This is a genomic window from Paenibacillus forsythiae T98, from assembly GCF_000520735.1.
GTDB classification, from domain to species: domain Bacteria; phylum Bacillota; class Bacilli; order Paenibacillales; family Paenibacillaceae; genus Paenibacillus_AQ; species Paenibacillus_AQ forsythiae.
Genome location: NZ_ASSC01000107.1, coordinates 1 through 7,435 on the forward strand (window position 1 = coordinate 1; position 7,435 = coordinate 7,435).

The 7,435-nt window shown below is 56.4% G+C and carries 7 protein-coding genes; 3 read left to right on the forward strand and 4 right to left on the reverse strand.

Annotated elements, in window-relative coordinates:
- Positions 1–126 precede the first annotated feature (126 nt).
- The 3 genes from L692_RS27690 to L692_RS0103625 all read left to right on the forward strand — a co-directional run bounded on the left by L692_RS27690 (position 127) and on the right by L692_RS0103625 (position 2,351).
- Positions 127–714, forward strand: a complete 588-nt coding sequence (locus L692_RS27690) for a TetR/AcrR family transcriptional regulator (RefSeq protein WP_036721801.1) — start codon at positions 127–129, stop codon at positions 712–714.
- A gap of 161 nt (positions 715–875) precedes the next feature.
- A complete protein-coding gene (locus L692_RS31010; RefSeq protein ID WP_198027697.1) occupies positions 876–1,019 on the forward strand; it encodes a glycosyltransferase family 2 protein in 144 nt (47 codons plus the stop codon).
- 129 nt (positions 1,020–1,148) lie between these two features.
- Positions 1,149–2,351 (forward strand): ABC transporter substrate-binding protein, encoded by a 1,203-nt coding sequence (locus tag L692_RS0103625; protein WP_025697294.1) that lies wholly within the window; start codon positions 1,149–1,151, stop codon positions 2,349–2,351.
- Between the two features lie 165 nt (positions 2,352–2,516).
- Here the strand turns inward: L692_RS0103625 and L692_RS0103630 are convergent, their stop codons facing one another.
- From L692_RS0103630 to L692_RS27700, 4 genes are all read right to left on the reverse strand, one after another.
- Positions 2,517–2,852 (reverse strand): GNAT family N-acetyltransferase, encoded by a 336-nt coding sequence (locus tag L692_RS0103630; protein WP_025697296.1) that lies wholly within the window; start codon positions 2,850–2,852, stop codon positions 2,517–2,519.
- A gap of 869 nt (positions 2,853–3,721) precedes the next feature.
- The gene (locus L692_RS0103640; RefSeq protein ID WP_025697298.1) at positions 3,722–5,407 is read right to left on the reverse strand and encodes a methyl-accepting chemotaxis protein; all 1,686 of its coding nucleotides are present in this window, start codon (positions 5,405–5,407) and stop codon (positions 3,722–3,724) included.
- 111 nt (positions 5,408–5,518) lie between these two features.
- Positions 5,519–7,123, reverse strand: coding sequence for an alpha/beta hydrolase (locus tag L692_RS30475; RefSeq protein WP_025697300.1), 1,605 nt, complete (start codon positions 7,121–7,123; stop codon positions 5,519–5,521).
- Positions 7,124–7,148: 25 nt separating this feature from the next.
- On the reverse strand, positions 7,149–7,435 hold a 287-nt coding region (locus L692_RS27700; RefSeq protein ID WP_036721806.1), incomplete at its 5' end, for an iron chelate uptake ABC transporter family permease subunit.

Here is a 7,435-nt window from a genome sequence, read left to right on the forward strand (position 1 = left end):
AGGGATGATGGAAGGGATGGGAGGCAAGCCCGCCTCCCGGCGACTTCCCGCTTGCCAAAAAGCGGAAGTTATTTTATGATCGCATTAGTACAATCGTTCTATATCTAAGGGAAGCAGTGAGGAATAGTGGCCAAAAGAAGCTACGATAGCGAACGGGTCCGGCAGGATGTGCTGAAGGAAGCCGAAGGGCTATTCTCGCGTAAAGGGTATGCCGCCACCTCGATCGCGGATATTTCCAGGGCGACGGGTCACAGCAAGGGGCATATTTACTATCACTTCAAGAGCAAGGAAGAGCTGTTCGTCGCTCTGGCGCAGCAGACGATGCGAAGGTGGGGGGAGCGCTGGAGGGAACGCGCTTTAGCTTGCTCCTCGCCTGCGGAGAAGCTGTATGACATGGCCGACTTCGTGATGAGCAACTATAAGCAGGATCTGCTGAAAGCGGGCCAGGAGCTGGCGGCGCTACCCGATGTGCAGCCGTCGACCTTGCAGGCGCTATATGGATTGGCGAGCACGCCGATAGGAGCTTACCGCGAAATCATTGGCGAGGGAATGGCAAGCGGCGATTTCAGGCAAGGGGACGCCGCTCGTCTCAGCCTGCTGCTAAGCGGATGGCTCGGCGGATTAAATGCGTATGTGCATACGCTGGACAAGGAGACGCTGCGGGAGCTGTACCGGGAGACGGCGGCCTTGTTTATACGGGCGATTTCCGAGTAGGAATCCCGTTTTTTTGGCAAGATTAGAACGTTCGTACAAATTTAAGTGGAATGGGGAATGGCTGTATTGGCTGCTTTCGGGACTGAATGCGCTGATGTGGGGAGACGTGGCGATATTGTATACGGCCATGGCGGCAGATCGGCCAGCTGTACAAGACGGAAGTGATTCCGGCCGGGGACCCGCCGCTGATCTCGGTAATTATTGCCGCCAGAAACGAGCATAAAGCGCTGGAACGCTGCATTCGCTCGCTGGCTGAACAGACGTATTCGAGACTTGAAATTATCGCTGTAGACGACCGCTCCTGAACATTTCTGCTCGATTATTTGTTTGAGTATGATATGGATCACTCCCTTTTTTTAAAATTTTTAAGAAAATCTAAAGAAACATGAAAAGTCATCCTAGAGGAGGCATAACAAGCTAAAGGAGGCCACAAAGTGGGCGCAATCAGAACGTATTTGAAGCTTGGCGAGTTGTTGGAACGGTATCCGGACAAAGACGGTGTGCTCAAGGAATTTTTTGACGCGGGCTCGTCGCAAGAATTGCTTCGCCGTTACGGGGCGGATGCTTATCTGAACCGTATGCTGAACAGTGAAGGGAAACCGGCGGATACCCTGCTGTCACTGCTCAATGAAGGGGAGGAAGAGCGGCCGCTGCCTGCGGCGGGCGAGGTGGATTTTCTCGGGATGACCATCTGTCTGATGCGCCAGCGGTTTCAGGCTTGCTTCGATGACTGGATGACGGATTACCGGGAAGAGACCGGCGGAAATTTCAATTGTTACCTGCCCCGCAACTGCGGCAGCGGCAATCCGTACCGGAATGTCTGGCTGGCGGAGAATGTCCGCGACTTCCCGGGAATTGTGAGCGGCTGCGGCTTTAGCGATTTTTTCCGTGCGGAATTTCGGGATAATCTGTTGAAGAAGAATGTGTTTCAATCGGTGGACATGCCGCTTAATGCCTCGCTTCCCCAGGATCTGATTGATCCTTTTGGCGCATACACGCTGTACGGAATCTATCCCTATGTGATGATGATCGACGAGACCCGGATCGGTTCGCTGCCGCGTCCGAAGGAATGGGCCGATTTGATGAATCCCGTGTACGAGAACAATGTCATTGTCGTCGGCTCCAGCGAAAAAGTATCGGAGCTGCTGCTGATGTACACGCATAAAGAGCATGGGGATGAAGGTGTGCGACGTCTGGGCGTTACAATCAAGGACGGCTGGCACGGCTCGAAAATGGCCAAAACGGCAGGCAGCGGTTCCTCGGAGGGCGCGGCGATTTATGTGCTGCCCTGGGCTTTTGCAAGGTACAGTCCGAGACCGGATAAAGTGACCGTCGTGTGGCCGGAGGACGGAGCGATCTCGAATCCGCTGTTCATGCTGGTCCGCAAGGATCGTTACCGCGAGCTTGAGCCGATTGCGCGCTATATGACCGGCCCGCAGCTTGGCCGCGAGGTGGCCGCCTGCTCCTTCCCGGCGCTTAACGCCGAGGTGGACAACGGCCTGCCGGTGCAGGCCAGGATGAAGTGGCTGGGCTGGGAATATCTGCGTTCCATTGATCTCCAGCAGCTGAAAGGCCATACCCAATCGCTCTTTCAGCAAAATTGGAAGAGAAACTCCCGTGTGGAGATTTCCAAATAAGGAGTTATCAGGTAAAGGAGCGCTCTCGGCTGCTGTGGAAATGGCGGCTGAGGCGCTCTTTTTGCTTCACGGAAATGGTTTCTCATGGCTCCAGTCTCATATAAATGCTTCTTTCCCTGAACCCGAGCGACTTCCAGAATCCATAGGCCCGTTCATTCCAGTACATCACTTCGATATCCAGCCTGTCCGTTTCGAGAAACTCCAGCAGCCTGCGGAAGCGGCCTGTCCGTAGCCTTGCCTTCTGCACTCCCGGCACACAAAAAACTGCCTTAAATACCGCGGGTTGTCTCCAAAACGAACAAGGGCGTAGCCTCTGACCACTCCGTTCTCCAGGAACAGATACGCCTGGTAATCTCCATCCAGAAAATTCTTCATCCGTTCCCTCAGTTGATCGGTGTTCATAGAATTATCATGCTGCTCGTCTTCGATCAATTGCCGGTTCAGCTCCGCCAGCAGCCCGAGGTCCGCCTCCGAACAGGTCTTAATCGCCAGATTGTCCATACACTTTCCCTCCCCAAGCTACATCCTGCCTATTCATAAAAAAAGCTATGCTTCCCGCTCTAAATTATCACGGGAGCCGCGCCAGTTTCAACTTAAATAGCGCTCCAAGGTATGCCGAAGGAAATTTGCCCAAACTGGCTTTCGCTTATCTGCTGCTGTGAAAGTAGTCCGCCGGGAGGGGGAGGGGAAGGCTGCGGAATTATGAAGGGGTGTCCCCAGGCCAGTTCTCGCTCCGGCCTGCCTGCGGCCTTATCGCATATCCGCTATTCCGCTTCGGACGGAGCGTTCGCCAGAACACCGACTGAACCTTTTAGACATACGAAAGGGGCGTCTCTGGGCGTTATCGCTGGCTTATCGGACAGTTCCTGTTGGGACGGCCCGGGTTGATATGTATTGCTGCGGGCCCGGGCATTGGCTGTTTGCGCCCTGCCGTCAAGTGACGCGGCCACGCGGGTTGTGATTGAAGCTTAGCGTCTGGCAAAAGCGCTAAAGTGCAGGCTTTTCAATCCAAATCCTCTATTCTTAAGGGGAAATCCTGAAAGCGTGCAGGAATTTGAGACCGTGTAGCTGAATGCAAGGCTAATTCAAGGAAAAAACTGTATCCTCGCAGCTCTGCTATACAAGAGGTGTTCTCGCGCGGCCAAAAGATGCACATTTTCAGGATTTCTGCATGATCTGTTTCATCAAGAGCGCTTCATGGCCGCACCTGAATTGGCGGAGAATGTTCGATTTCATTCGAGTGGAGATTCTCGCCTGAGCAATAAAGGGCGCCGCCGCAGCCATTTTCCCGGCTTACGTGACACCCTCCCTGGGGATGAACCCCGTGCTGGTTTGGCTTCAGCCCACTTACACAGCAGAAGCAACGTTCATCAGACTTTAAAGCGTGAGATTAGCGACTGGAGATTTTCTGCCGTGCTGCTTAGAGATTCCGCCGAGGAGCGCATTTCCTCGCCGGATGCCAACTGCTCCTGGGTTGCTGCGGCGATCTCTTGAGTGCCCGCCGAAATGGTGTTGGTGCTTGCACCGACGGTTTCCATCGTTTGCGATACGGCTGTGAACTCTTTGCGGACAAGCTGCGCCGAGCCGGAGATTTCCGATGTCTTGCCGGACACCTCGCTTATGGAGCGCAGAATCTCCCGGAACTGCTCCGTACTGTGGCCCGCTATTTCATTCCCCTCAGCCGTTCTGGCTTTGACGTCGGTCATGCTGCTGAGCGCCAGACTGGCGTTCTCCCGGATACTCCGGGTCAATTCGCCGATCTCTTGGGCCGATTCCGCGGAATACCCGGCCAGCTTCTTCACTTCCCCGGCCACCACGGCAAATCCCCGTCCCGCATCGCCCGCTCTTGCCGCTTCAATGGATGCGTTGAGCGCAAGCAGATGGGTCTGGCCGGAGATTTCGTTGATCAGCGAGGTAATCTCCGCGATCTTTACCGTCTGCCCGGAGAGCAGGGTCAGCCTTGAATCCGCCTCGTCCACCGCCTGCTTGATATCATTCATTTTCTCGCCCATCCGGGCAAGGGTCTGCTCGCCGAGACCGGCCCGCTCCTGCATGCTGACCGAAGCGGAGGCCATGTCGGAGGAGTGGTGGGAAATGGATTCGATCCGCTCCAGCGATTCGCGCGTCTGGCTTGCATTGGCGGCCGCTTGTTTATTTTGTTCGAAAGCTTTGTCGGCAATGGTCTGCATGGATTCGGCGATAATCCGGGATGTGGCTTGGGACTGCTGGGCGCTTTCGAAGAATTGCCGCGATACGGAAGTCAGCTGACCGGCGGCTTCTCCAACCTTTCCGATGATATCCCTTAGAGATGCAACAAAAGCATTGAAGCTTCCCGCCAGGATGCCGAATTCATCTTTTTGGGCAATGCGAATCGTTCTTGTAAGGTCGGCTTCGCCCGCCGCGATTTCACTCATCTGTTCATTGAGCATTCTTAAAGGCTTCAAGATGATTCGCAGCAGCAGGATGGAGGCCCCCGCTCCGAGGATCACGGACAGAATGGAGACCGTCAGCAAAATAATCTGAGAGCGGGCAGAGTTTGCTTTAATATGAGCTTCAACCGGGGCGGCCTCCTCCGCAAGAAGCTTGACCACCTGTTCGACAGCCGGATTGACCGTCTGCTTCCGCAGGCTTCGCTCTTGTTCGAAATGCACCTGCTGGGCCTGCTGCACCGAGCCGCTGCCGCGCAGGCGCACCATCTCGCCGTTCAACTGAAACAGTTTCAACAAAGCGTCCTCAATCTCTTGCGCCGCAGAGCCGTACCTGTCCCTTAGCACCGGGGCCATCGCTTGGAGGAGCTGGTTAATGCCGTCCATCTTCGTCCGCATTTCCCCGGCGAATTCCGCCTGGCCGGTCAGCAAATAGCCTCTCTCGTCATTTGCCAGCCCGACAAGCAGATATTGCACCTGCTTCATATCCCGCTGCATTTCATTCAGCTCGCGGAGCTCCTGCGCTTCTTGCGCAATTTCACGGATCGCTAGCACAGCCAAAATACTGCTGCCGGTGAGCGCTGCAATCAGCAGCGATACCAGCACTATTAATTTTATCCTGACACTCATTCCCATTCCTCCCGGGTCTTTATACTCTTATTTATATCGGGAGGTGTTACCTGCTTTGTTACACCGCCTATGCAGAAAGTCCCAAATCGCTGGATTGCCAGACGCAGGACTCTAGATGCAGAGCGCGGCGCCGTCTTCGGCGAAGACGAAGCGAAGCATGGGACTGATCATGGAATGCAGTACGGATACATGGCCCTCTCCCTCGAAAATAATCCGCTGCAACCGCTTGAGAGACTTTCCCTTGCAAGGCTTCAAGCGCTCCATAAACAATCTGGCGTCTTCGAGCATGGACTCCTTCTCATCGGTGCCGATGCCGATCATCAGCGACACTTCCGTTCCGCCTTCCCGCAGGTGTTCCTCAAGGCCGGGGAGAAGGTCAAACAGCACTCGGTCCTTCCACCAGAAGGACGGGCTTCCGGCGATATACGTCTGAAACAGGGAGGGGCGTGTAATCAGCGTGTAAAGCGTAAAGAAGCCTCCGAGCGAATGACCAAATAAGGCTTGCTTGCTGCCATCCACACGGTATCTCCGGCGGATTTCCGGCATCAGCTCATGTTCGATGAAAGCGAGAAAGTGTTCCGTTCCACCGTTGCACGGCCAGGCGGTGCCATCCGGTCTCAGGTCCTCCTGCATGGCGGGCACGGTAAGGTCGAGAAAGCGCCGTTCCGAGACAAAAGGCTCGTCGGACGGATACCCGATGCTGACGATCATGCCCGAAGGCAGGCCGCGCGGATGTCTCGTCTGCAGCCGCATCGCTTCCGCGAAGGACCCGAAGTATGCGTTGCCGTCCACCGTATACAGCACGGGATAACCGGCATCCGGGGCGGGCTTGACCGGTATATGCACAAAGATGCGGTAATCCAGCCCGGTCCGGCCGGAACGCAGGTCGAACACCTCGGTTCCGGGAACAGTGTACCGTGGTGAAATCTGGCTCTTCTCTGGCTCTGTTTCGCCGTCGCGGCAAGGCCCGTACAGCCATTGAAGCGCCTTGGGGAACTGATTGGCCATGGCGAGCAGGCCATGAGTCGCGCCGTCTTCAACCTCCAGATGGAGTTGGCCGTCCAAGACGCCTGTTGCTTCCCACATCCGGCACAGCTCAAGGGTGCTTGCAACCGCTTCCCGCTGTTTGTTTCGTTTATAGAGTCCTTCGCGGTTGCCTACAGATACGTACAGGCGAAGCCCGGCATCCGGAAGCGGCCGACCCGCCGCGAACTCCAGAAAGCCTTCATACCAGACGGAAGGCGACAGGAGGCCGAACCGGCCAAAGGCATCGGGCCGCCGGTAGGCGGCCAGCAGCGTGACAAGACCCCCGAGAGAGCCGCCGATCATGCCCGTGCAGCCCGGCTCGGACAGCGTGCGGTACAGGCTGTCGATATAAGGCTTGACGGAATCGGCGACTTCATCGATATAAGCGCAGCCCCTGCCGCCGAAAGCCGGAGCTTCGGCCTCAAGCCGAGCCGCAGGCCAGGGCGTGTACTCATCGGTCCGGCAGGACGTCTTCATCCCGACGACGATCAGCTCGGCGAGCAGCCCCTCCCGGAAAAGCCGCTCCATATAGCTGTGACAGATAGCCATCAGATCCCCGCCGTCATGGGCATATACAACGGGATACCGGCGGCTCGACAGCGGGTAGGAAGGGGGCAGATAGACGGTGAGCCTTCGGCCGTCAAGTTCAAGCGAATGAATATGCTTGGAATGAGCAAGCTTCGAGTGCATCCGGATATTCTCCTTTCAATATGCCTTAGCTGGAGCGGGAACGCTGCCTTGCCAGCAGCCAGACGAAATAAGGCGCGCCGATAATGGACAGGACGATGCCTACCGGAAGCTGGGCGGGCGAGAACACGGTGCGCCCGATGAAATCGGCGGCAAGCACCAGCGCCGCGCCGAGAATGCCGCTGACGGGCAGGGATCTGCGGTGCGATAGCCCGGCGAGCCTGGACGCCATATGCGGGGCGATCAGGCCGACAAAGCCGATGCCGCCGGCTACGGCGACGCCGGCGGCGACAAGCCCGATGCTGGCGAATAGCA